General features: G+C 44.3%; 3 protein-coding genes. 2 read left to right on the top strand and 1 reads right to left on the bottom strand.

Annotated elements, in window-relative coordinates:
* Positions 1 to 180: 180 nt before the first annotated feature.
* On the bottom strand, positions 181 to 900 hold the full coding sequence (locus VJB08_05840) for a diphthine--ammonia ligase (protein HLD43475.1): 720 nt from the start codon (positions 898 to 900) through the stop codon (positions 181 to 183).
* A gap of 72 nt (positions 901 to 972) precedes the next feature.
* On the opposite strand from VJB08_05840, the gene VJB08_05835 reads away from it, so the two are divergent.
* Positions 973 to 2,229, top strand: coding sequence for an NAD+ synthase (locus VJB08_05835; protein ID HLD43474.1), 1,257 nt, complete (start codon positions 973 to 975; stop codon positions 2,227 to 2,229).
* Between the two features lie 55 nt (positions 2,230 to 2,284).
* The coding region (gene rpl1P / locus VJB08_05830) for a 50S ribosomal protein L1 (GenBank protein ID HLD43473.1) at positions 2,285 to 2,475 on the top strand (191 nt) is incomplete at its 3' end.

The raw sequence follows: 2,475 nt of genomic DNA, 5'->3' as shown, positions 1-2,475 counted from the left end.
GAGACGCTTAACTTTTTTAACCAGTTTGTTTTCTTCGTCCATGGTGGAGCTAGTCCTCCACCCTGCCCCAATCAGGGTAAAACCTGAACGGGGCAGCCTTTTACTTAAAAGTATCTTAAAAAAGAGATTCAGGACAGAGCCAGTTGATATATGGATTTTCGGGTAGAAAGAAGTACAAATTTATGATATAATCACTTCAGAAACAGCCTCTAGGATGGTATTCTTATCAACAAGATTGATAGTAGTGGCTATGATATGCCCACAATAAGCGTCATCTATAATTGTAGAAACACCAGCAAGTTCAACCCTCTTCGAAAACAAGGGGCAATCAAGCACAAAGCTGTCCGCATACCCTCCTTCAAATCCTGAATGAAAGCCATACCTCTTTGAATCCTCTAAAAGCTGGGGGAAATTTGCCTTGGTGATAATCGTGCCAAGCCATTGCATCAACCCATCAGAAGCAACCTGGGTGATCATAACCTCATATCCCTGCTCCAGCATCTCAGCAAACACCTCAGCATGGTCCCTTCCTGCATGTGCTGCAAATGCATCAATCCCTAAAGGAGCCAAGACCCGCTTGATAGAATTGATCTGCGTCTCCTGCAATCCCGTCCCTCCTAAAACAACTGCATCAACCTTTTCTTCCATAGCAACAACCTTCTGGATAAGCAACGCTTCCTGGACAGGATCAGCAACAGAACATGAAATCAGCCGATGCCTAATCCCAAGCATCTCCGCTGTTTTCCTTGTGTGCTCAACAGTGGCGTAATGAAATAAAAAGCAATCCTTGCGTGTTGGCTTCACGCTAAGCAAATACCGAACGTCCCATCCCTTCTCCCTGCAAAACTGAATTGCATAGGTGGAATCCTTCCCTCCGGAATACAGGACTGCAACCTTCATGGTGAAAACGAACAGGTAGTGATTTATAAAGGTTTTGAAAGGGTTTAAAAAAACAGAGAAGTTCCCAAAAGCATGGATGTTGAAAAAGTGTATAGGAATATTGTAAAGAATATACAAAGATATTTTAAGGAGAATAAGAAATCAAAAGCAGTCATTGGATTAAGCGGGGGAGTTGACAGTTCTCTTTCTGCAATGCTGGCTGTCAAGGCATTAGGAAAACAGAATGTTACTGGCCTTATCATGCCCCAGAAAGGCCTTTCATTGAAAACAAATGTTGACGACGCAATACGTTTGGCAGAAAAGCTGGAAATTCGATGGTATATTGTCCCAATCAACGAGTATATAGCATCCTATTCAAACCTTCCATGGAAAGGATCAAAATTGGCCGGCATGAACGCAAAAGCCAGGGTGAGGGCAGCGCTGCTGTACCACTTTGCGAACACGCACAATGCAATAGTCATAGGAACCTCAAATAAGACTGAGATCGTCTTAGGCTATTTTACGAAATATGGCGATGGCGCAGTTGATATCGAGGTTATAGGCGAACTGTATAAAACAGAAGTGTACAAGCTCGCCCGTTTTCTTCAGCTTCCGGAGGCGATACTTTCCAAGCCTCCCTCCGCAGAGCTCTTTCATGGCCATACTGATGAGTCTGAGCTTGGCGGAACCTATGAAGAGATAGACAAAATCCTCAGGCAAATTGAGAAAGAATACCCTGGCATTTCCGGCATCAAAAGGATGCAGACATCTAAAGCTAACCCAGGGCTTTTCAGGAGAATCCTGGGCCTCATTCAGGCAAACCAGCATAAGCGGCGAGTTCCTCCAGTCATGGCAAGCGGCAAATTGCCGGAAAAATCGGCGAAAACAGGTATCTTCATCGGAAGGTTCCAGCCATTCCATAAAGGCCATGCCGGCGTTGTGAGGAGGGCATTAGAGGAATGCGATGCAGTGATTATAGGAGTCGGATCCTCCCAGCATAAAGGAACATCAAAAAATCCCTACTCATTTGAAGAGAGAAAACATATCATTGAGAAAACGCTCCAAGATGAGGTCATCCTGGATAGGTATCAAATAGTTGCCATTCCTGACATCAACAATGATGCCTTGTGGGTGGACCATGTTGAAAAGATCTGCGGGAAGGCCAGCATCGTGTACAGCGGAAACCCCAGAACAATCAGGCTCTTCAAGGCAAAAGGGTATCAGGTGGCAAGGATTAAGCGCGAACTTAGGATTTCAGCAACCGAGATCCGCAGCAGGCTGAAAGGCAACAATTCTGTCGATGGGCTTGTTTCTAAGGCAGCAGAGCAGCATATAAAGAAACATTTATAAATAAGCCAAGGTTCCTGAAAACATCCCGTAATACTATCTCTGATAGGAGGGCGCAATGCAAAAACAGGAGATAAAACGCATTCTGGAAAGAGTACATAAGGAATCTCCGAAGAAGAAATTCACACAGTCAATAGATTATATCGTCAGTTTTAAGGATCTTGACCTGAAAAAAACAGAGAACCAGGTAGAATTCTTTGTAGTCCTTAATCATGGAACAGGCAAGGAGAGCAGGATCTGCAGCTTGGT

The sequence above is a fragment of the Candidatus Nanoarchaeia archaeon genome, assembly GCA_035290625.1.
Taxonomy (GTDB): domain Archaea; phylum Nanobdellota; class Nanobdellia; order Woesearchaeales; family DATDTY01; genus DATDTY01.
This window is presented reverse-complemented; position numbering and strand designations above follow the sequence as displayed.